The 22,326-nt window shown below is 38.7% G+C and carries 17 protein-coding genes; 14 read left to right on the forward strand and 3 right to left on the reverse strand.

Going from position 1 to position 22,326, the window contains the following annotated elements; genetic code table 11:
- The 7 genes from infB to H4J70_RS11455 all read left to right on the forward strand — a co-directional run.
- Window positions 1-2,157, forward strand: a 2,157-nt coding sequence (infB, locus tag H4J70_RS11425; protein ID WP_259368048.1) for a translation initiation factor IF-2, incomplete at its 5' end; no start/stop codon positions are given.
- 174 nt (window positions 2,158-2,331) lie between these two features.
- A complete protein-coding gene (gene rbfA / locus H4J70_RS11430) occupies window positions 2,332-2,766 on the forward strand; it encodes a 30S ribosome-binding factor RbfA (RefSeq protein WP_182215444.1) in 435 nt (144 codons plus the stop codon).
- 11 nt (window positions 2,767-2,777) lie between these two features.
- Window positions 2,778-3,740: a tRNA pseudouridine(55) synthase TruB gene (gene truB, locus H4J70_RS11435; protein ID WP_182215442.1), complete on the forward strand. Its 963-nt coding sequence runs from the start codon at window positions 2,778-2,780 to the stop codon at window positions 3,738-3,740.
- A 244-nt stretch (window positions 3,741-3,984) separates the two neighbouring features.
- Window positions 3,985-4,254 carry a 30S ribosomal protein S15 gene (gene rpsO, locus H4J70_RS11440; protein WP_070376186.1) on the forward strand — a complete coding sequence of 90 codons (270 nt, stop codon included), beginning with the start codon at window positions 3,985-3,987 and terminating at the stop codon, window positions 4,252-4,254.
- A 348-nt stretch (window positions 4,255-4,602) separates the two neighbouring features.
- Window positions 4,603-6,720 carry a polyribonucleotide nucleotidyltransferase gene (pnp, locus tag H4J70_RS11445; RefSeq protein WP_182215440.1) on the forward strand — a complete coding sequence of 706 codons (2,118 nt, stop codon included), beginning with the start codon at window positions 4,603-4,605 and terminating at the stop codon, window positions 6,718-6,720.
- 96 nt (window positions 6,721-6,816) lie between these two features.
- Window positions 6,817-7,713 (forward strand): lipoprotein NlpI, encoded by an 897-nt coding sequence (nlpI, locus tag H4J70_RS11450; RefSeq protein ID WP_182244922.1) that lies wholly within the window; start codon window positions 6,817-6,819, stop codon window positions 7,711-7,713.
- 30 nt (window positions 7,714-7,743) lie between these two features.
- Window positions 7,744-9,126 (forward strand): hypothetical protein, encoded by a 1,383-nt coding sequence (locus H4J70_RS11455; RefSeq protein WP_182251173.1) that lies wholly within the window; start codon window positions 7,744-7,746, stop codon window positions 9,124-9,126.
- A gap of 48 nt (window positions 9,127-9,174) precedes the next feature.
- Here H4J70_RS11455 and H4J70_RS11460 read toward each other — a convergent pair whose 3' ends face one another.
- Window positions 9,175-9,438, reverse strand: coding sequence for a hypothetical protein (locus H4J70_RS11460; RefSeq protein WP_182251174.1), 264 nt, complete (start codon window positions 9,436-9,438; stop codon window positions 9,175-9,177).
- Between the two features lie 179 nt (window positions 9,439-9,617).
- On the opposite strand from H4J70_RS11460, the gene H4J70_RS11465 reads away from it, so the two are divergent.
- Window positions 9,618-11,303, forward strand: coding sequence for a SufS family cysteine desulfurase (locus tag H4J70_RS11465; RefSeq protein WP_182251175.1), 1,686 nt, complete (start codon window positions 9,618-9,620; stop codon window positions 11,301-11,303).
- Here H4J70_RS11465 and tcdA read toward each other — a convergent pair.
- The gene (gene tcdA, locus H4J70_RS11470; protein WP_182215431.1) at window positions 11,294-12,094 is read right to left on the reverse strand and encodes a tRNA cyclic N6-threonylcarbamoyladenosine(37) synthase TcdA; all 801 of its coding nucleotides are present in this window, start codon (window positions 12,092-12,094) and stop codon (window positions 11,294-11,296) included. The genes H4J70_RS11465 and tcdA overlap by 10 nt on opposite strands.
- Before the next feature lie 683 nt (window positions 12,095-12,777).
- Window positions 12,778-14,064: a citrate synthase gene (locus H4J70_RS11475; protein WP_182215429.1), complete on the reverse strand. Its 1,287-nt coding sequence runs from the start codon at window positions 14,062-14,064 to the stop codon at window positions 12,778-12,780.
- A 410-nt stretch (window positions 14,065-14,474) separates the two neighbouring features.
- Between H4J70_RS11475 and sdhC the strand changes: the two genes are divergently transcribed.
- From sdhC to odhB, 6 genes are all read left to right on the forward strand, one after another.
- Complete coding sequence (gene sdhC, locus H4J70_RS11480) at window positions 14,475-14,849, forward strand: succinate dehydrogenase, cytochrome b556 subunit (RefSeq protein WP_070376194.1); 375 nt, start codon at window positions 14,475-14,477, stop codon at window positions 14,847-14,849.
- On the forward strand, window positions 14,843-15,190 hold the full coding sequence (gene sdhD, locus H4J70_RS11485; protein WP_070376195.1) for a succinate dehydrogenase, hydrophobic membrane anchor protein: 348 nt from the start codon (window positions 14,843-14,845) through the stop codon (window positions 15,188-15,190). Before sdhC ends, sdhD begins: the two co-directional genes overlap by 7 nt.
- Entirely contained in the window at window positions 15,191-16,963 is a 1,773-nt protein-coding gene (sdhA, locus tag H4J70_RS11490; protein WP_070376196.1) for a succinate dehydrogenase flavoprotein subunit, read from the forward strand.
- Between the two features lie 11 nt (window positions 16,964-16,974).
- Window positions 16,975-17,685 (forward strand): succinate dehydrogenase iron-sulfur subunit, encoded by a 711-nt coding sequence (locus H4J70_RS11495; protein WP_070376197.1) that lies wholly within the window; start codon window positions 16,975-16,977, stop codon window positions 17,683-17,685.
- Between the two features lie 159 nt (window positions 17,686-17,844).
- Window positions 17,845-20,652, forward strand: coding sequence for a 2-oxoglutarate dehydrogenase E1 component (locus H4J70_RS11500; protein ID WP_182222941.1), 2,808 nt, complete (start codon window positions 17,845-17,847; stop codon window positions 20,650-20,652).
- Window positions 20,653-20,671: 19 nt separating this feature from the next.
- Window positions 20,672-22,168, forward strand: coding sequence for a 2-oxoglutarate dehydrogenase complex dihydrolipoyllysine-residue succinyltransferase (gene odhB, locus H4J70_RS11505; protein WP_182215423.1), 1,497 nt, complete (start codon window positions 20,672-20,674; stop codon window positions 22,166-22,168).
- The last annotated feature ends 158 nt before the right edge of the window (window positions 22,169-22,326 follow it).

Here is a 22,326-nt window from a genome sequence, read left to right on the forward strand (position 1 = left end):
GCAAAAAATGCTGAAGAAGTACCAGTAAAAATTGCAGAAACTGAAGAAGCTAAAAAAGTTCGTCTTGCTCTAGAAGCTGAAACAAAAGCTAAGCTTGAAGAAGAAGCTAAAGAAGCAACAGCCGCCGCTAAAAAATTAGCAGAAGAAAATGAAGCGCGCTGGAAAGAACAAGAAGCTGAGCGTAAAGCTAAAGAGAAAGAGGTTGTTCATTTAACTTCTTCTAAATATGCTCAAGAAGCTGAAGATAAAAGTGACTCTGCTGATGAAAGTGGCCGTCGTCGTAAGAAGAAAAAAGCACCTGCAGACCGTAATGCTCGTGGCCGCAACAATGGTCGCGGTAAAGGTAAAACTTTATCTTCACCTGACAGCTTAAAACATGGTTTTACTAAACCAGTAGAAACAAAAGTACAAGATATTCGCATTGGCGAAACTATTTCGGTTGCTGAACTTGCCAATAAAATGGCTAAGAAAGGCGCGGAAGTTGTTAAAGCTATGTTCAAACTAGGCGCAATGGCAACCATTAACCAAGTTATTGACCAAGAAACAGCCGCACTTGTTGCTGAAGATATGGGTTTTGAAGTTGTACTTGTTAAAGAAAATGCCTTGGAAGAAGCTGTACTTGCTGACCGTCATCATACGGGTATCGAGATTACTCGTGCACCTGTTGTTACTATTATGGGTCACGTTGATCACGGTAAAACATCATTACTTGATTACATTCGTAAAGCGAAAGTAGCAGACGGTGAAGCCGGTGGTATTACTCAGCATATTGGTGCTTATCACGTAGAAACTGGTCATGGTATGATCACTTTCTTAGATACTCCAGGTCATGCTGCCTTTACTTCTATGCGTTCTCGTGGTGCTAAAGCAACCGATATCGTTATCATTGTTGTTGCTGCAGATGATGGTGTTATGCCACAGACTGTTGAAGCAATTCAACATGCTAAAGCATCTGATGCACCTATTATCATCGCTGTAAACAAGATGGATAAAGAAGGTGTTGATATCGAACGTGTTAAGAGTGAATTATCTCAACACGGTGTTTTATCTGAAGAGTGGGGCGGTGAAGTTCAATTTTGTCATGTCTCAGCTAAAACAGGTTTAGGTATTGATGACTTACTTGATTCAATATTGCTACAGTCTGAAGTTTTAGAGCTAACTGCTGTTGTCGATAAAATGGCAAGTGGTGTAGTTATTGAATCTAAATTAGATAAAGGCCGCGGCCCAGTAGCAACTATCCTGGTTCAAGAAGGTACTTTAAAGCAAGGCGATATTGTTCTTTGTGGTTTAGAATATGGCCGTGTTCGTGCAATGCGCGATGAAAATGGTAAAGATATTCAATCAGCAGGTCCATCTATCCCAGTTGAAATTATTGGTTTAAGTGGTGTTCCACAATCTGGTGATGAAGCGACTGTTGTTAAAGATGAGAAGAAAGCACGTGAAGTTGCTTTATTCCGTCAAGGTAAATTCCGTGATGTGAAACTTGCTCGTCAACAAAAAGCTAAACTTGAAAATATGTTTGCAAGTATGGCTGAAGGCGAAATTTCTGAAGTAAACGTTGTAATTAAGTCGGATGTTCAAGGTTCACTTGAAGCTATTAGTGACTCATTACTTAAGTTATCTACTGATGAAGTTAAAGTTAGAATCATAGGTTCAGGTGTTGGTGCTATCACTGAAACTGATGCGACATTAGCGGCGGCTTCAAATGCCATCGTGGTTGGTTTTAATGTTCGTGCTGATGCATCTGCGCGTAAAGTGATTGAATCTGAAAACATTGATTTACGCTACTATAGTGTTATTTACGCATTAATTGATGAAGTTAAGCAAGCGATGAGCGGCATGTTAGCGCCAGAGTTCAAGCAAGAAATCATTGGTCTTGCACAAGTTCGTGACGTGTTTAAGTCGCCTAAAATCGGCGCAATCGCTGGTTGTATGGTTACTGAAGGTATCATTAAACGTAGTGCTCCAATTCGCGTATTACGTGACTTGGTTGTTATATACGAAGGTGAACTTGAATCACTTCGTCGTTTCAAAGACGATGTTGCAGAAGTTCGTAACGGTACTGAATGTGGTATCGGTGTTAAGAACTACAATGATGTTCGCGTTGGTGACCAAATTGAAGTATTCGAAACAATAGAAATTAAGCGTACGCTATAACTTTAGATTATTGCTGATTGATTGACTGCTTTTGTTGGTTAATCGGCTTCAATGTAATGAGATAGCTCACTTACTGTTGTACAAATACTAAATGGGGGCTTTGCCTCCATTTTTGTTTATATATTAAAAGTTATCAGGTAAAAGTCCTCGATAATTTTATTAGGAGAATTTCCTATGGCAAGAGAATTTGCCCGTACCGACCGTGTCGGACAAGAAATACAAAAAGAAATCGCGACTATTTTGATGCGCGAAGTTAAAGATCCACGCTTAGTCATGACAACAGTTTCTGCTGTCGAGTTGACACGTGATTTAGCTTACGCAAAAATATTCGTGACTTTTTTTACCAATGAAGCCTCAGAAATAAAAAGCTCTATTGAAGTGTTAAATGAAGCTGCTGGTTTTATTCGTTCGTTATTAGCGAAGAAATTACGTGCTCGTATTATGCCGCATTTACGTTTTGTTTATGACAGCTCTATGGCTGAAGGTGTTCGAATGAGTTCATTGGTTGATGAAGCTGTCGCTAGCGATAAGCATATTGCTGAAAGCTCAGAGCGAGATGCTACCGCTTCTAAAGAAGCAACTGATCTCAACAACGAAGAAAATTCATAGGGTACAGCTAGATGGCTAAACGCAGAAAAGGTCGCCCAATTAATGGGGTGATCCTACTTGATAAACCCTATGACATGTCATCGAACAGTGCTTTACAAAAAGTTAAGCGTATCTTCTTTGCACAAAAAGCCGGGCATACTGGGGCATTAGATCCACTTGCTACCGGTATGTTGCCGATTTGTTTAGGTGAAGCAACTAAGTTTTCTCAATTTTTACTCGATACTGATAAAACCTATCAAGTAACAGCAAAATTGGGTGTGCGCACTACAACCAGTGACGCTGACGGCGAAGTTGTTGCGGAAAAGCTGGTTGATGTATCAAGTGAGCAATTAGCAATAGCACTTGAGTCTTTTCGCGGTACCACACAGCAAATTCCTTCTATGTACTCAGCGTTAAAATATAAAGGCCAGCCTTTATATAAATATGCGCGAGAAGGTGTTGAGGTCCCTCGTGAGTCCCGAGATATTACGGTTTTTCGTTTAGACTTATTACGCTTTGAAGGTGATGAAGTTGATTTACATATTCATGTATCTAAAGGCACCTATATTCGTACTATCATCGACGATTTAGGCGAGCTGCTTGGTTGTGGCGCACATGTTGCTAATTTACGCAGAAGTGCCGTGGGAAATTATCCTACAGATAAAATGGTAACACTGGAACAATTACAAGCATTAGTGGCACAAGCAGAAGAGCAAGAGTTAGCGCCTTCTACTTTACTTGACCCTTTATTGTTACCGATGACGACGGCCTGTGATGGTATCCCTGAGGTTTTTATAGATGATATGTCTGCTAACTTTTTACGCCACGGTAATCCAGTACAAGCAGCTAATGTTCCAGCTGAAGGTTTAGTGCAGGTTTTTGTTGGAGACAATATCAATGATGGAGAGTTTATTGGTGTTGGTCATATAGACGACAACGGTTTAATTGCACCAAAACGCATTGTTGTTTTAGACGAATTTTTGAAAACGCTGTAATAAATTATTTAACATTTTAGGATCTTGGCTGGTTATCGCCTATATCAGTAAAATAAAACAGCGTTTACTCATGGTTAAATGTTATATAGTCTAACGACAAGTTATTAATGGTGTGACACAAATATCAGTTGCAATTTCGTCTGTCGCTGATACAATGCGCGCTCTTTTGTCACCTTAGCTGAATTAGTGTTTGGCGAGGTGCGAATTTTAAGTACTTTCGAGTACATCACACTAAGGATTTATTATGTCTTTAAATGCTACAGAAAAAGCTGCAATCGTTGCAGAATATGCTCAAAAAGAAGGTGATACTGGTTCACCTGAAGTACAAGTTGCTTTGTTAACTACACAAATTAACCACCTACAAGGTCACTTCAAAGAGCACATCCATGATCATCACTCACGTCGTGGTTTATTGCGCATGGTTGCACAACGTCGTAAGTTACTTGATTACTTAAAAGGCAAAAACGTTGAGCGTTACACAACGGTAATCGCTAAATTAGGTCTACGTCGTTAAGATGTGACTTATTTGTTACCTTTTTTCTTAAAGGTAATATCAAAAAAAAGGAGCTTTATAGCTCCTTTTTTTATTGCTAATTTACTGGGTAACTTGCCCAAACTTAGTCAAAGTACGCTTTTTTGTCTTTTCTTAATAACAATTCCCCTTTCTGGCTAGTAAATAGCGCGTTTGATAGTATAATGTGCCTGCAAATTTTTAGAAAATTTAAGCTTTTGCAAAACTAATCAATCCAAACTGTATAATTTTTTGTTCAACTTAAGCGGTTAAAATTTTGCTCTAAGTGAATAAATAATTGTACAGATTGGTTAATCAAGAAAATTTATATTTAGCTAAAAAGGAACATTTATGTTCAATACAGTGACAAAAACATTTGAATTCGGTCAACATACCGTTACTTTAGAAACTGGTGCTATCGCACGTCAAGCAACTTGTGCTGTTATGGCAAGCATGGACGATACGTGTGTATTAGTGTCTGTTGTTGGTAAGAAAGAAGCAAAACCAGGACAAGATTTTTTTCCATTAACAGTTAACTACCAAGAGCGTACATACGCAGCGGGTAAAATCCCAGGTGGTTTCTTTAAACGTGAAGGCCGTCCTTCTGAAGAAGAAACATTAATCTGTCGTTTAATTGACCGTCCAATTCGTCCACTTTTCCCAGATGGCTTTACTAACGAAGTTCAAGTTGTTATTACGGTTGTTTCTGCTAACCCAGAAATTGCCCCTGACATCATTTCTTTATTAGGTACGTCTGCAGCTTTAGCTATTTCAGGTATGCCATTTAGTGGTCCTGTTGGCGCAGCACGTGTTGGTTATACTGACGGCAAATACATTCTTAACCCATTACAATCTGAATTAGAAACGTCTAAGTTAAACTTAGTTGTTTCAGGTACTGATTCTGCAGTACTAATGGTTGAGTCTGAAGCTGATATTTTATCTGAAGAAGTTATGCTTGGCGCTGTTATGTATGGCCATGAGCAAATGCAAACGGCTATCACAGCAATTAAAGAAATGGCTGCTGAAGTTAACAATCCTAAGTGGGATTGGGTTGCACCAGTTAAGAATGCTGACCTTATTGCTAAAATTGCAGAATTGAGTGAAGCACAAGTTAACGAAGCTTACCAAATCACTGAAAAAGCTGTTCGTTACGAAAAAATCAAAGAAATCCGCGATGGTGTTGTTGAAACATTATTAGCAAGCGATGCAGATCTTAATGTTCAAGAAGCAAAAGATTTATTCCATGACTTAGAGAAAACTGTTGTTCGTGGTCGTATCACTAAAGGCATGCCTCGCATCGATGGTCGTGATCCTGAAATGATCCGTGCCCTAGACGTTATGACAGGTGTATTACCGAGAACTCACGGTTCTGCGGTATTTACTCGTGGTGAAACACAAGCATTAGTTACGGCTACTTTAGGTACACAACGTGATGCACAGCGTCTTGATACTATTATGGGTGAGAAGACTGACGCATTTATGCTTCATTATAACTTTCCTCCATACTGTGTTGGTGAAACAGGTTTTGTTGGCTCTCCAAAGCGTCGTGAAATCGGCCATGGCCGTTTAGCAAAACGCGGTATGTTAGCGGTTATGCCTTCACTTGAAGAATTCCCATATGCTGTGCGTATTGTTTCTGAAATTACAGAATCAAATGGTTCATCTTCAATGGCTTCTGTTTGTGGTGCTTCATTAGCATTAATGGATGCTGGTGTACCAATTAAAGCTTCTGTTGCTGGTATTGCAATGGGCTTAGTTAAAGAAGGCGACGACTTTGTTGTTCTTTCAGACATTTTAGGTGATGAAGATCACTTAGGTGACATGGACTTTAAAGTAGCGGGTACTACCGGTGGTATTACTGCACTTCAAATGGACATTAAAATTGAAGGCATCACTAAAGAAATCATGCAACTTGCTTTAAACCAAGCAAAAGCTGCACGTACTCATATCCTATCTGTAATGGATGAAGCTATCTCTGGTCACCGTGATGATATTTCACAGTTTGCACCACGCATTCATACCATCAAAGTTAGCCAAGATAAAATTCGTGACATCATTGGTAAAGGTGGTGCTACTATCCGCATGCTTACAGAAGAAACAGGTACAACTATCGAGATTGATGACGATGGTACTGTTAAAATTGCTGCAACTAATGGTGAGCAAGCTGAAGATGCGATTAATCGTATTAAAGCATTAACGGCTGAAATTGAAGTAGGTACAATTTACCAAGGTAAAGTAGTACGTATCGTTGATTTTGGTGCTTTTGTTAACGTACTTCCGGGTAAAGATGGTTTAGTTCACATCTCTCAAATCTCTGACGAACGTGTTAATGCTGTAAGTGACGTATTAACTGAAGGCCAGGAAGTTACGGTTAAAGTACTTGAAGTCGACCGTCAAGGCCGTGTACGTTTAAGTATTAAAGAAGCTAATGAGAAAAAGGAAGCACCAGTAGCTGACGCTGCTGAATAGCTTACTTAAAAAGTTAGATAAAAAGGGAGCCTGATGGCTCCCTTTTTTATATACTAAAATGAGTCAATACAAAATTTCATTAGGTACATTATTTCTGTGAATAAATTATTTAAAGTAGCGCTTGTCATCGTCATCTCATCTTTACAAGGTTGTGCAAGCAGCCCAGAAAATGACGATTCGCTCGCCATGAATCAACTTATCATTGTCGAACCATTAGCCATAAATTATAAAAGTGAAATAGCGATAGCGCGTCTAACTGATGTTATTCAAAGAGCTGAAATAACCGATGCCCAACGAGCTGAACTTTATTATGACCGCGGTGTTGTTTACGACAGTGTTGGTTTACGTTCATTAGCCCGTCTTGATTTCAATCGAGCTTTGCGTTTAAAGCCAGACTTTGTTGATGCCTATAATTTTTTAGGGATCCATTTCACCCAATTGCAAGAGTTCAACCAAGCTTACGAGGCTTTTGATTCGGCAATAGATTTAGCGCCTGAACATGAATATGCCTATTTAAATAGAGGGATTGCTTTATATTATGGTGGTCGTGCTGAACTATCTATTGATGATTTTAGTACTTTTCAGCAACGAAAAAGTAATGACCCTTACCGTATTTTATGGATGTATTTAGCCGAGTCAGCGGCAAATAACCTTAATGCGAAAACATCATTAAAGGTCGCGGCAGAGCAAGTTGAAGAGAGTGTTTGGGCTAAAAATATTATTCAACTTTATCTTGGTGAGATAACCGAGCAAGAATTTATCAGTCAATTATCAATAGGCGTAAATTCTAATAAGGCTTTAAGTGAACGTCTGTGCGAGGCATATTTCTACTTAGGTAAATACTATCAACTCAAAGACAATAATGAACTTGCAGCAAACTTTTTTAAATTAGCCTTAAGTACTAACGTCTATGAGTTTGTTGAACACAGATACGCCAAACTTGAGTTAGACTTAATGCGACAAGAAATTGTTAAAGCCGCTAAGTCGTCTTAATGTGTTGATGGATGTTATTTATACCTGCAAATGAAATATAAAGTCAGCTTAACCATCATCAGCTTATTGACTGTTATATCAATAAGCTCTTTTGTATCGGTAAACTCATTAATTAAAGCCGTAGAAAATGGTTACGCTAACCACTCACAATTAACCGTTATAGAAAAGCTTGGCTTAAACACTCTTTTGTATAAGCATTTAAATACTTATGTTGATAACGACCCAAGATGGCAAAATATTGCTAAATCACTGGCTAAAAGTGATGGAGAGGTGGCATTTAAATTAGCCCAATATTATAAAAATAAGCAAGGCGACAATAATCAAAATATCGAGCTATGGCTTGCACAAGCCATTCGATTAGGTCATCAGCAAGCAAGAATAGACTTAGCGAAAATTTATTTTTCCCATAACAAACTACTTGCGGCTAAAAAATTATTATTACCAATATCGTCTAATGGATCTGCCCTAACGCTTTTACTTGAGGTTTTAATTTCAATAGGAGAAAAACCAGAAATAGACCGATATATTAAGCAGCTTGAGACGATAAACGCAGACAAACCATCTGAAGAACTTGAATCTTTTTCGAAAAAGCTATTGCGTTACAATGTCTTAAATACCCCACATATACCGTCACAAGCAAATTGTCTAGCGAGCATTGCGCCTTATGCAACGAATCTACGCGACTTAGCATATTTTGAAGAACTGATATCATCCTCGACGTTAGCAACATTACAACCTTACCTTTGTTTTTCACCGGTACAATACATCAGTAAAATAACACTCGCTTGTCACCAAAGTACTAATGAAGCGATTCGATGTGACGAATCTATCTGGCCAAATAATAAGCGAGTGTCACTAGACAGGTTCATTGCGGTGCTTGTTGAAAAAGGCGGTGCTAACGTAAACGCGGGTATTTTATATATTGATCGTCATGATAATGCAGAAGTCTTTTACCATGAGCTGGCTCATCTACTTGGCTTTATTGATGAGTACGCGCTACCTAAAAATCATTCTCGTTGCTTGGCTGTGCAAAATGCGATGTTCTCCCATAATGTTGCAATTTTGCCCCGTTTTTATCAAGGCTCTCGTGAGAAAGTCCGTGCGATAATTCTCAGCGAATTACCTTGGGCTAAATATATTTCAAGGAAAACATCGTTAGTGACTCATACTGCGCAAGGTTGGAAATTAGGGACTGTTTCTAAAGAAGGTGATAGCGTGGGGGCTTTTATTGCTGAAAGCTGTAATGAAAAAGACTTTGTTGCAATAAAACCTTTAAAGCAAAGAACTAGGATGCGGTATTATCAAACAGGCTTTCCAGCTTTATACTTACAATTGCTAGCCGACAACCCCGAAAAGTTCTTAATGCCACACTATTTACATAATGTTAGTCTAGCAATAGAAGCAAAAAAATAACGCTTTCGCGCTATTTTTATCAGCCAGATTAGTTGAGAAGAGCTCTGCCTAACCTAAAGGAATAGGGCCAATAATTGGCTTACTCGCTTTAGTCGTCTCGTATTTATGGGTACTTTGAGACGTATTCATTTTCTTATTTGGCTTCTTAATAATCACAGTCGCGTTTTTAACTTTTGCTATCGGCCACATAGTATTGCGATTAAGTGCTTTTATTCCTTCATCTGCGATGTCATTTGATACAGCTGTTGTTAAACCTTCTTGTGCAGGCTTTGGATGCTTATTTGCTTTAATGAACCATGAAAATAACTTCATACTTTTCACCCTTTATTTTCTTTACTGTTTAACTCTAGTTTAAAACAGGTAAATTAACCTATTATTTTGGACTATTGTCTAAATAAACTAGCGAGACTCTTGATTGTTTAAATGATCAATTTTTATAGTATTATCAGGTATAATTATGTCAGTAATATTATCTTTGCATGTAATCTCTTATGAATAAATTCGATGTCAGCACATTTCGCCAGCATTTTCCTTTGCTCAGTAATACCGTCAACGACTTGCCCTTAGTTTATTTTGATAATGGCGCTACCACTCAAAAGCCTAATGTGGTTATCGATACCGAAGCTGAGGTGTATCAGCAATATAATGCTAATGTTCATCGCGCCTCACATGCTCTGAGTGCTAAAGCTACTTTGGCTTTTGAGCAAGCTAGAGCTAAGGTGCAACACTTTATTCAAGCCAAATACTTAGAAGAAATCATTTGGACTCCAGGTACAACGGGAGGAATTAATTTAATTGCTCAGAGTTGGGGGCAGAAAAACTTACAAGCGGGCGATGAAATATTATTAAGCCATGCTGAACACCACGCTAACATCGTGCCTTGGCAAATGATTGCCGAAAAAACTGGCGCTATTATTAAAGTTTTACCTTTAGATGCGAGCGGTCGTATCGATGAAAATAGCTTAGCAGGTTATTTTAATGAAAAAACTAAGGTGGTTAGTTTTACGCATATTTCTAACGTGATTGGTAAAGTGAATCCCGTTAAAAAAATCATCACCTTAGCTAAAAAATATAAAGCCATAACCGTTATTGACGGTGCTCAAGCTTGTGCCCACTTAGCACTAAATATGCAAACTCTAGACTGTGACTTCTACGTTTTTTCAGCACACAAAATGTTTGGACCCACGGGCGTTGGTGTTTTATACGGTCGACGTGACTTATTAACGGCTATGCCTCCTTATCAGGGGGGTGGGGAAATGATAAAAATAGTTAGTTTTCAAGGAACATCATTTAATCAACTCCCCTTTAAATTTGAAGCTGGAACACCGAACTATGCTGGTGTTATTGCTTTCTCTGCCAGTATTGAATTCATTAATTCATTTGGAGTAGCTCAGTTAGCAAAATATGAAAGCTTGCTGACATGCTACTGTTATGAAAAATTATCACAAATTAAAGTGGTTAAATTTGTTATTGAGGACAAACCTGATATTAGCGTACTTTCATTCACCGTCTGTGGTGCACATAATTACGATATTGCCAGCGGGCTAGATGCATATGGTATTGCCATCAGAAGTGGACATCATTGTGCGATGCCTTTAATGGACTATTTAAAATTAAGTGGCTGTATTAGAGTTTCATTAGCGGCTTATAATACTTATGCAGAAATTGATTTTTTTATTGAGAAACTAAATTTACTGATCCAAGGCACTGATGACAATGTTGATAAAATTATTATTGAACCACATCACTCAGCACAGCCGGTCAATTCAACTAATCACTCAGCTATGATAGTAAGATTTAGTTTATTAAAAGGTTGGGATTCTCGTCATCGAGAAATAATGATGTTGGGTAAGTCATTAGTCAGAATGGATAAAAGCTTCCGTAACAACACTACCTTGATTGTAGGATGCGAAAGTCATGCCTGGTTAATGGCAACTAAAAATACTCAAGATGAGTTTATTTTTAGTTGCGACAGTGACGCTAAAGTTATTCGAGGTTTAATGGTGATTATATTAGCTGCTTTTCAGCAGCTTTCATCGGCACAGATATTAGCGTTTGATGACCAATCTTACTTTTCAAAGTTGGGTTTGTTACAGCACTTGAGCCCATCACGTAGTAATGGTGTTAAAGCCATCGTTGAAAAAATTAAAATGATGGCAAGGCAACATCAAAGCTGATGCTTAGCTAAATATTTCTTAATTGCACGGCTGGTAGCAAAGAAAGCAAATGTGGCTGTAACGTGAGTAACCGCGCCAAAACCTGAGCTGCAATCTAACCGTACCGTACCATTTTGAGTTTGCTTTGCGTGACAAACATTGCCATTTTCATCAGGATAAACCAGTTGTTCAGTAGAAAAAACGGCATCAATTGAAAATTTTCGCTTATTGCTTGTTTTCGCATCGGCTTTTGGGAAGTTAAATTCACGGCGCAGTTGATTTTTTACCTTAGCAAGCAATGGATCTTGATAAGTTTGGCTCAAGTCACAAAGTTGAATCTTACTTGGATCTGTTTGCCCTCCTGCGCCACCAATAGTAATTACCGGTATTTTATTACGTTTACAATGAGCAATAATAGCCGTTTTTATTTTCACTGAGTCAATAGCATCGATGACATAATCAAAATCGTTACTTAATAGTTCACGCAAATTATCAAAAGTGACAAAATCTTCAATGACATTAACCTGACAGCTTGGATTAATTTGCTTAATACGTTCAGCCATCACATCGACTTTACTTTCTCCAATCGTTTCAGTAAGTGCATGAATTTGTCTATTGATATTGGTTGTGCAGATATCATCTAAATCAATTAATGTTATCGAACCAATCCCTGTTCTTGCTAAAGATTCAGCAGCCCAAGAACCAACACCACCGATGCCTATCACACAGAAGTGCGCTTTTTCTAATAAAGCAGCACCTGCAGCGCCGTAAAGACGCGCAATTCCACCAAATCTCATTTGATATTCAGACATACCGTAATCATTAACTCATAAAATTTTTAACATTATAAGGGTGAATTAACACTGAATACAGCAAATCCCGTAAGCAATTAACTTTTTTCTTTATCTCGCTATTTTTACCCTTAACAATGACGACTTTATCCGCTGGCTGCACCTTAATTTAAAGTGTGAGGCAGCAGAATTGTAATGGTTTGGTTGATTTATTAATAAATCAATCAATGATTGTGAGAGTGTAAGGTGACAATTACAGTTGATTTAGCTGGGTATAGTGTTGGAAAAATAAATATGCAGTGGCAAGGTATCAATTGTTTTACTTATAATTAATAAATCATCAGTATTTTAAACAATTATTGTAGTAATTTTTAGCTATTATCGGTATAGATTTGGCCCGGAATTAAGCTGAACTATCGGTCTGTGTTTTTTTAATTTACTGTTTATTAATACTATTTTTTATGTGTATAGCTAGTATTCTTTATTGTTATAATGATTATTTATTGGGCTGTTTTATGTTTTTATCAAGATAAAGCTGTTTTTATTGCAGTAAAGAGAAAATTATTACTAAGGCGAGGCAAAAGAAATTTCCTGATAATCAAAGAAAAAAGGGTTATTAATTGTTTTTATGATGCGACTAAAATTGAAGGAATAAAAAAGGTAGCGTGAGCTACCTTTCAAAGAGTGATTTATAAAATAAATAATTATCTTTTATTTAATGGGATAAATTCACGGTCAATTTCACCAATATAGTTTTGACGAGGACGACCAATTTTTTGACCCGCTTGACCTAACATTTCATCCCAGTGAGAAATCCAACCCACGGTACGAGACATAGCAAATACTACTGTGAACATGTTGGTAGGAATACCGATAGCTTTCAAGATGATACCTGAATAAAAATCTACATTCGGGTAAAGTTTTTTCTCAATAAAGTATGGGTCTTCAAGGGCCACTTTTTCAAGAGCCATTGCCACGTCTAAAAGAGGATCTTTTATGCCTAACTCTTTCAATACTTCATGACATGTTTCACGCATTACTGTTGCGCGTGGATCAAAGTTTTTGTAAACACGATGTCCGAAACCCATTAAGCGAAATGAATCACTCTTATCTTTAGCACGAGCAACAAATTCGTCAACACGCTCTAATGTACCAATTTGCTCAAGCATTTTTAAGCAGGCTTCGTTAGCGCCGCCATGTGCAGGGCCCCACAAAGATGCTACGCCTGCAGCGATACATGCATAAGGGTTAGCACCAGAAGATCCAGCTAAACGAACTGTTGAAGTTGAAGCGTTTTGCTCGTGATCTGCATGCAATGTAAATATTCTATCCATGGCACGGGCAACAGTAGGGCTAACAACATACTCTTCTGCTGGTACAGAGAACATCATATGTAAGAAGTTTTCTGCATAGCTTAATTCATTACGTGGATAAACGAATGGTTGGCCAATGCTGTATTTGTAAGCCATTGCTGAAATAGTTGGCATTTTAGCAATTAAGCGATGCGCACTACGCATACGTTGCACAGGATCTTCAATGTCTAAATCACTATGATAAAATGAAGACATAGCACCAACAACACCACAAAGCATTGCCATTGGGTGTGCGTCAGGCAAGAAACCTTGGAAAAAATGAGCCAGTTTCTCGTGAACCATAGTATGGTTGGTAATAATATCAACAAATTCATCATATTGAGTTGATGTTGGTGCATCACCATTTAACAAAATATAACAAACTTCTAGATAGTTAGCTTGTTTAGCTAAACTGTCAATTGGATAACCACGATGTTGTAAAATACCCTTACCACCATCGATATAAGTAATAGCTGATTCACATGAAGCGGTTGCTAAGAAACCCGGGTCATAAGTGAAATAACCATAATTACCCAAAGTTCTGATGTCTATTACGTCGTTACCGGCGCTACCTGAAAGTATTGGTAAATCTGCAACTACGTTACCATCAATACTGAGAGTGGCTTTAGATTCAGCCATATGTTTAATCCCCTATAAATTATTTAATTCGCTTGCTGAACTTACTTTTGAAAAGTTAGTCAGTTTTTATGAATATAAAACTGACCGTATTCTACTTCATTATACCCCCTTAAAGTCAAACCAATTGTTTCTACCTTAGACTAAAGTTAAAGAATTGCTAAAATAGGTTAAATAATAGTCTGATACCTTTGAAATAAAGGTGAAATTCTCGCGTAAGAAAATTGTAATTAAAAATGTTCAGCTATATAATCAAGCTGATCTAATTTTTGTATTTGTAGATTATTTCATTAATAGACAAATATTAACTAAGATCGCTAGGGGATTGCTCAATTGATTGTAAACACGTTTACTTATTTCATTGAGCAATAAAAAAACAAGTTGAAGGCTCAAAGAACTCTTTAGGCGAAATTGTGAAAAAACAACGTCCTGTAAACCTAGATCTGACTACAATTAAAATGCACCCTTCGGCAAACGCCTCGATATTGCACCGTGTTTCTGGTGTCATTATGGTATTTGCTATTGGTATATTATTGTGGGCACTTTCGTTATCTCTATCTTCCGCTGAAGGATTTGCTCAAGTTCAAGCATGTCTGGATGGTTTCATATTTAAATTCATTATGTTTGGCATAATCTCTGCTCTAACGTTCCATATATTAATGGGTGTTCGTCACTTATTTATGGACTTAGGCCATTTTGAAGAATTAGCTTCAGGTAACACCAGTGCTAAATTTGCTATGGCACTTTGGTTTATACTTACCGTCGTAGTAGGAGTTTGGTTATGGTAAACAACATTGCTACTGTAGGCCGAAATGGCGTACATGATTTTATTCTTATAAGAGCAAGCGCTATTATTTTAACGTTATATACGTTATTGATCGCTGGCTTTTTTGTAGTTACTCCAGATGTAACTTATGACGCTTGGCATAGCTTTTTTGGCTTGATGTCAGTAAAAATAGCAACATTACTTGCTGTTTTGTCAGTTGTTATTCATGCGTGGATTGGTATTTGGCAAGTATTGTCTGATTATATTAAACCAGCTTTTTTGCGTGGGTCATTACAATTTTTCTTTTCTGTTACTTTATTAGCTTACCTTGCGGCAGGCTTTTTAATTGTGTGGGGTGTATAAGTGGGCGTTCCAATTCGTGAATTTGACGCTATAGTTATTGGCGCCGGTGGTGCAGGTATGCGCGCTGCATTAGCTATTTCTGAATCAGGCAAATCTTGTGCCTTGATTTCTAAAGTTTTTCCTACTCGTTCTCATACAGTATCTGCTCAAGGTGGTATCACTGTTGCGCTAGGTAATGCGCATGAAGATCATTGGGAACAACATATGTACGATACCGTTAAGGGTTCTGATTATATCGGAGATCAAGACGCAATCGAATACATGTGTAAAACAGGTCCTGAATCCATTATTGAGTTAGAGAAAATGGGTCTACCCTTTTCTCGTACTGAAGAAGGTAAGATTTATCAACGTCCTTTCGGTGGCCAATCTAAAAACTTTGGTGGCGAACAAGCTGCACGTACAGCAGCCGCAGCCGATCGTACTGGCCATGCTTTATTACATTGCTTGTACCAACAAAACGTTAAAAATAAAACTAATGTCTACTCTGAATGGTATGCACTAGATTTAGTTAAAAATAGTGACGGTGCTATTGTTGGTACAACCGCTATTTGTATCGAAACAGGCGAGATTGTTTACTTCAAAGCCCGTGCTACGGTATTAGCTACCGGTGGTGCTGGTCGTATCTATGCATCAACAACTAATGCTCACATCAATACTGGTGACGGCGTTGGTATGGCAGTTCGTGCTGGCATACAGATGCAAGACATGGAAATGTGGCAGTTTCATCCAACAGGAATCGCCGGTGCAGGTACGCTTGTTACTGAAGGTTGTCGTGGAGAAGGTGGTTACCTGCTTAACAAAGATGGCGAGCGTTTCATGGAACGTTATGCACCAAATGCTAAAGATTTAGCAGGTCGTGACGTAGTTGCTCGTTCTATGATGACAGAGATCCGTGAAGGTCGTGGTTTTGACGGTCCTATGGGTCCGCATCTTAAACTTAAACTTGATCATTTAGGCCGTGAAACGCTTGAAAAACGTTTACCAGGTGTTTGTGATTTATCGAAAACATTTGCTCACGTAGATCCAGCAGTAGAACCTATTCCAGTTATACCAACTTGTCATTATCAGATGGGTGGTGTTCCTTGTAACGTGAATGGCCAAGCGATTAACTTTAACCCAGAAACGGGTAAAGAAACTATCGTTGAAGGGTTATTTGCCGTTGGTGAAATCGCTTGTGTATCTGTTCATGGAGCAAACCGTTTAGGTGGTAATTCTCTTCTTGATTTAGTGGTCTTTGGTCGTGCAGCTGGTAATTTCTTAGGCACTTACCTAAATGATACGCAAAGCGGAAAAGATGCCTCTGAGTCTGACTTAGAAGCTTCATTAGCACGTACTAATCGTTGGGAGTCATCTGTAAAAGGTGGAGAAAGTCCAACTAAAATACGTAAAGACTTGCAAAAATGTATGCAATTTAACTTCTCGGTATTCCGTGAAGGTGAGGCTATGGCCGAAGGCATGCAAGAGTTGACTGAAATTCGTGAACGTCTTCAACATGCGAGCCTCGATGATAAGTCTACAGAATTTAACACGCAACGTATTGAGTGTTTAGAATTAGACAACTTGATGGAAACGGCTTTTTGTACAGCTAAAGCAGCTAACTTCCGTACTGAATCTCGTGGTGCACATGCCCGTCAAGATTTCACTGAACGTGATGATGAGAACTGGTTATGCCACTCTATCTACACGCCAGAAACAGAAGAGATGACAAAACGTTCTGTAAATATGAAACCTATTCATCGTGAAGCTTTCCCACCGAAAGCTCGTGTATACTAAGGAGCATTGCAATGAAACAAATTTTTTCGATTTATCGTTACAACCCTGATGTTGATAATGCACCTTACATGAAAGATTATGAGCTGGATATTCCAGAAGGCTCAGATATGATGGTACTTGATGCACTTATTTTATTAAAAGAGCAAGATACGACTATCTCTTTCCGTCGTTCATGTCGTGAGGGAGTATGTGGCTCTGACGGTATGAATATTAACGGTAAAAATGGTTTAGCTTGTATTACACCATTATCGGCTGTTCCAGCAAAGAAAATAGTGTTACGCCCTTTACCTGGTTTACCGGTAGTACGTGATTTAGTTATTGATATGACACAGTTCTATAATCAATATGAAAAAATCAAGCCGTTCTTAATTAATGATGGTAAAAACCCTCCAGCACGTGAGCATCTTCAATCGATTGAAGAGCGCGAAAAGCTTGATGGTTTATATGAGTGTATTTTATGTGCTTGTTGTTCAACTTCTTGTCCGTCTTTCTGGTGGAACCCAGATAAGTTTATTGGACCAGCAGGTTTGTTGCATGCTTATCGCTTCTTAATTGATAGCCGTGATACTGCAACCGAAGAACGTTTAGATGGTTTGCAAGATGCCTACAGCGTATTCCGTTGTCATGGTATTATGAACTGTGTTGATGTTTGTCCAAAAGGATTAAACCCAACGAAAGCTATCGGCCATATTAAGTCGATGTTGATTTCACGCGCAGTATAAAATTAAATAGCAGAGTGTTAGATGAAGTTATCTAGCACTTTGGTGTTTTAAAACAGGAATAGTCATCATTAGCAGATGACAATTAGCCATTAGTCTAGTTGACTTGCTAACGATAATTGTTTATTTTTTTATTGCTTTTATCCCATAAAGGAACAGGCAATGCCCGAAGGTACAATGAAGGCTTGGTTAGAGTCTTCTCATTTAAGTGGCGCTAACGCTACTTACATTGAAGAATTATACGAATCTTATTTGGATAACTCCCAATCTGTTTCTGCAGAATGGCGAACGTTATTCCAACAACTTCCAAAAATTGAAGGTGCTGACTTAGAATTCAGGCACTCTGAAATCCGCAATGAATTTAAAGAATTAGCTAAGCAATCCCATAAAACTGTTGTTGTTTCTGGTAGTAGTGATGCCAAACAAGTTAAAGTTTTACAGCTAATTAATGCTTTTCGTTTTCGTGGACATCAAAATGCCAACCTTGACCCATTAGGTTTGTGGAAGCGAGATAAGGTACGCGATTTACAACTGTCGCATCATGAACTTTCAGAAAACGACTTTGATACAGAGTTCAACGTCGGCTCATTTGCTACTTCTCAAGATGCGATGAAGTTAGGTGACTTATACAATGCCCTTAAAACTACTTACTGTGGTTCTATCGGTGCTGAATATATGCACATTACTGACACCGATGAAAAACGTTGGATCCAACAACGTTTAGAGTCTGTTCAGTCGCAAGCAAAATTTTCTGTCGACCAAAAAGAAGAAATTCTTAAAGGTCTTATCGCTGCCGATGGTATTTGTAAATACCTTGGAGCTAAGTTTCCAGGCGCTAAACGTTTCTCCCTTGAAGGTGGTGATGCGTTAATACCTATGCTAAAAGAGCTTATTACTCGTGCTGGTACGCAAGGCACTAAAGAAGTTGTTATTGGTATGGCTCACCGTGGCCGCTTAAATGTCTTAGTTAACGTGATGGGTAAAAATCCGTCAAAGTTATTTGACGAGTTTGGCGGTAAGCACGATGAAATTTTATCTTCAGGTGATGTTAAATATCACCAAGGTTATTCATCAGATTTTGTAACGCCTGGTGGCAATGTTCATTTAGCTTTGGCCTTTAATCCATCGCATCTAGAAATTGTTAACCCTGTTGTTATTGGCTCAGTCCGTGCGCGTCAAGACAGACGTGGTGATAAAGTCGGTGATACGGTTCTTCCGGTTACGATTCATGGTGACGCTGCTATTGCCGGTCAGGGTGTGGTTCAAGAAACTTTTAATATGTCACAAGCACGTGCATTTAAAGTTGGTGGAACGATACGTATCGTTGTCAATAATCAGGTTGGTTTTACAACGTCAAATCCTGCAGATACGCGCAGTGGTGAATATTGTACTGAAATAGCAAAAATGGTTTCAGCACCGATTCTTCATGTTAATGGCGATGACCCAGAAGCTGTTATCTTGGCAACACAAATTGCCCTTGATTATCGCAACGAATTTAAGCGCGATGTCGTTATCGACCTTGTTTGCTACCGTCGTCATGGTCACAATGAAGCTGATGAGCCTAGTGCAACGCAGCCATTGATGTACAAAAAAATTAAGAAACACCCAACACCTCGTCAACTCTATGCACAGCAACTTGATACTGAGGGTTCAATCAATTTAGATAAGTCGAATGAATTAACCTCTTATTATCGTAAATTGCTAGACGAAGGTCAGTGTACGGTTGAACAATGGCGACCTATGACAGAACATTCTGTCGATTGGACTCCATACCTTGGCCATGAGTGGGACGATGATTACGATAAAGAAATTTCTGTTGAAAAGCTGAAAGAACTTGCCGGTAAATTGTCAACATATCCTGAGTCTCATCCTGTACAAGGTCGTGTTAAGAAGATATACGATGATCGCGTTAAAATGGCATCGGGTGAAAAATTACTTGATTGGGGTATGGCAGAAAATTTAGCTTATGCCTCGGTTGTTGATTTAGGTAAACGTGTTCGTATTACTGGGCAAGACTCTGGTCGCGGTACTTTTTTCCATCGTCATGCTGTTTTACATAACCAAGATGATGCTAGCAAATACTTACCTTTGCAAAATATTCGCGAAGGACAAGGTCCATTCGATATTCATGACTCAGTGTTGTCAGAAGTATCAGTGGTTGCCTTTGAATATGGCTATACTACAGCAGAGCCTGCAGGGCTTACTATTTGGGAAGCGCAATTTGGTGATTTTGCTAACTGTGCACAAGTAGTCTTTGACCAATTTATTAGTTCAGGTGAGCAAAAGTGGGGCCGTTTATGTGGTTTAACTATGTTGTTACCTCATGGCTATGAAGGTCAAGGTCCTGAGCATTCATCTGCACGATTAGAGCGCTTCTTACAACTTTGTGCCGATCATAATATGCAAGTTTGTGTGCCATCAACACCTGCGCAAGTATTTAATATGCTGCGTCGACAAGTTGTTCGTCCTATGCGTCGTCCATTGGTTGTTATGTCGCCTAAGTCATTATTAAGACATCCTTTAGCGGTCTCTTCATTAGAAGAGCTATCGACGGGTGTGTTCCATAATGTCATTGGTGAAGTTGACGATATCGATCCGAAAAAAGTGACACGTGTCGTTTTTTGTAGTGGTAAAGTTTACTATGAATTACTTGATCAGCGTCGCAAGAGTGAGCAAGAAAATGTTGTTATCATTCGAATCGAGCAGCTATATCCATTTCCAGAAGAAGAGCTTCAAGCAGAGTTGGCCAAATACCAGCATGTTAAGCAATTCGTTTGGTGTCAGGAAGAACCGCAAAACCAAGGTGCATGGTATTGTTCACAGCATCACTTTAGAGCGGCAATACCTGAAGGTACTTATTTGACATATGCTGGTCGTAAGGCCTCTGCAGCACCAGCTGTAGGTTATATGTCTGTCCATGTAAAAGAACAACAAGCGCTAGTCAATGACGCGCTATCTGTTGAAGACTAGTGAGTAAGGAATAAAATAAATGACAACCGAAATTAAGGTTCCCGTTTTACCTGAATCTGTTGCTGATGCAACCGTAGCTACTTGGCATGTTCAAGTAGGTGATAAAGTTTCACGTGACCAAGTATTAGTAGATATTGAAACTGACAAAGTTGTACTTGAAGTACAAGCTGTCGTTGATGGAGTGATCACTGAGATTTCTCAAGCCGAAGGCGCAACAGTATTAGGCGAGCAAGTAATTGCAATCCTCACTGAAGGCGATGCATCAGCTGATGTTTCAGCTCCTGCAGCGGCAAAACCTGCAGCAGCGGCAAAATCAGCTCCTGCGGCGGCAACAGCAGTGAAAGTTATCGACATCATCGTACCGGTTTTACCTGAGTCTGTTGCTGATGCAACAGTTGCTACTTGGCATGTTGCTGAGGGTGATACAGTTTCTGTTGACCAAAACTTGGTTGATATCGAAACGGATAAAGTTGTTCTAGAAGTTGTTGCTCAAGACAATGGTGTGATTGGTAAGATAATCCACGTCGAAGGTGACACGGTATTAGGTTCACAAGTTATTGGCCAACTTAATGCGGGCGCAACAGCAAGTGCTCCTGCAGCTACTTCAGAAGATGCGATTAGCTCTGATGAATTAGCTAGCCCTTCTGTTCGTCGTTTAATGACAGAAAAAGGCTTAACAGCTGCTAATGTTAGAGGTACAGGTAAAGGTGGACGTATTTCTAAAGAAGATGTTGAAGCAGCGGCTAATAAACCTGCAGCTCCAGCTCCAGCGGCAAAAACTGCTGCTGCGACGCCTGTTGCACAAGATTTAGGCGAACGTACACAAAAACGTGTACCTATGACACGTTTACGCAAGACAATTGCCAAACGTTTATTAGAAGCTAAAAACTCAACGGCAATGCTAACAACGTTTAACGAAGTTAACATGAAGCCAATTATGGATCTTCGTAAGCAATATAAAGATCTTTTTGAGAAGACGCATGATACGCGTTTAGGCTTTATGTCATTTTATGTTAAAGCGGTTACTGAAGCATTAAAACGCTTTCCAGCGGTTAATGCATCAATCGATGGTGACGATATTGTTTATCATAACTTTTTTGACATCTCAATTGCTGTTTCTACGCCGCGTGGCTTAGTAACACCAGTATTACGTGATGCAGATCAATTAGGTATGGCAGCGATTGAAAATGGTATTCGTGACTTAGCAATAAAAGGTCGCGACGGAAAGCTTTCAATTGAAGATATGACCGGCGGTAATTTCACGATTACTAACGGTGGTGTTTTTGGTTCACTACTTTCAACACCTATTTTAAACTTACCGCAAGCGGCTATTTTAGGTATGCATAAGATCCAAGACAGACCTATGGCTGTTGATGGAAAAGTTGAAATACTTCCTATGATGTACTTAGCACTTTCTTATGATCATCGTTTAATTGATGGTAAAGAATCTGTTGGCTTTTTAGTGGCAATTAAAGACTTGTTAGAAGATCCAACACGTCTACTTCTTGATATATAATCGAGAAGTTTAAATCTTTTGATTTAGACTATAGTATTAGCTCTGGGGACTTTGTTCCTTAGAGCTTTTATACTATAATCGATCAACTTTTTTCGATGATAGCTAATTTTATTTATATTTATGATTAAAATTAAGATTTTACTTATATTTATGACTAA

The sequence above is a fragment of the Colwellia sp. BRX8-9 genome (genome assembly GCF_014077245.1).
Taxonomy (GTDB): domain Bacteria; phylum Pseudomonadota; class Gammaproteobacteria; order Enterobacterales; family Alteromonadaceae; genus Colwellia_A.

Coding starts and splice junctions, on each gene's coding strand:
- rbfA (WP_182215444.1), top strand. CDS start 2,332: ATGGCAAGAGAATTTGCCCGTACCGACCGTGTCGGACAAGAAATACAA.
- tcdA (WP_182215431.1), bottom strand. CDS start 12,094: ATGTCTGAATATCAAATGAGATTTGGTGGAATTGCGCGTCTTTACGGC.
- H4J70_RS11495 (WP_070376197.1), top strand. CDS start 16,975: ATGAAACAAATTTTTTCGATTTATCGTTACAACCCTGATGTTGATAAT.
- sdhD (WP_070376195.1), top strand. CDS start 14,843: ATGGTAAACAACATTGCTACTGTAGGCCGAAATGGCGTACATGATTTT.
- H4J70_RS11475 (WP_182215429.1), bottom strand. CDS start 14,064: ATGGCTGAATCTAAAGCCACTCTCAGTATTGATGGTAACGTAGTTGCA.
- pnp (WP_182215440.1), top strand. CDS start 4,603: ATGTTCAATACAGTGACAAAAACATTTGAATTCGGTCAACATACCGTT.
- H4J70_RS11455 (WP_182251173.1), top strand. CDS start 7,744: ATGAAATATAAAGTCAGCTTAACCATCATCAGCTTATTGACTGTTATA.
- H4J70_RS11465 (WP_182251175.1), top strand. CDS start 9,618: ATGAATAAATTCGATGTCAGCACATTTCGCCAGCATTTTCCTTTGCTC.
- odhB (WP_182215423.1), top strand. CDS start 20,672: ATGACAACCGAAATTAAGGTTCCCGTTTTACCTGAATCTGTTGCTGAT.
- H4J70_RS11460 (WP_182251174.1), bottom strand. CDS start 9,438: ATGAAGTTATTTTCATGGTTCATTAAAGCAAATAAGCATCCAAAGCCT.
- rpsO (WP_070376186.1), top strand. CDS start 3,985: ATGTCTTTAAATGCTACAGAAAAAGCTGCAATCGTTGCAGAATATGCT.
- H4J70_RS11500 (WP_182222941.1), top strand. CDS start 17,845: ATGCCCGAAGGTACAATGAAGGCTTGGTTAGAGTCTTCTCATTTAAGT.
- truB (WP_182215442.1), top strand. CDS start 2,778: ATGGCTAAACGCAGAAAAGGTCGCCCAATTAATGGGGTGATCCTACTT.